The 239-nt window shown below is 40.6% G+C and carries 1 pseudogene; it reads left to right on the forward strand.

Going from position 1 to position 239, the window contains the following annotated elements:
- Window positions 1–98 precede the first annotated feature (98 nt).
- Window positions 99–224 (forward strand): annotated as a pseudogene (locus tag BTM19_RS13160) (peroxiredoxin); the annotation flags it as partial.
- Window positions 225–239: the final 15 nt, after the last annotated feature.

Raw genomic sequence — 239 nt, forward strand, 5'->3', positions numbered from 1 at the left:
ACACCCAAGGCGAAAGTTTGCCCAGCAAAATGGGAAAGAAGGTTCAGTAAACTATTACAACCTGGTCTTGACTTAAGTAGGTAAAATACTAAGGAGGCACGTTAGTACACAAAATCAAAGCAGCACAATATGTACGTACAACACCCAAGGCGAAAGTTTGCCCAGCAAAATGGGAAAGAAGGTTCAGTAAACTATTACAACCTGGTCTTGACTTAAGTAGGTAAAATACTAAGGAGGCA

It is taken from the genome of Staphylococcus xylosus, from assembly GCF_002732165.1.
Taxonomy (GTDB): domain Bacteria; phylum Bacillota; class Bacilli; order Staphylococcales; family Staphylococcaceae; genus Staphylococcus; species Staphylococcus xylosus.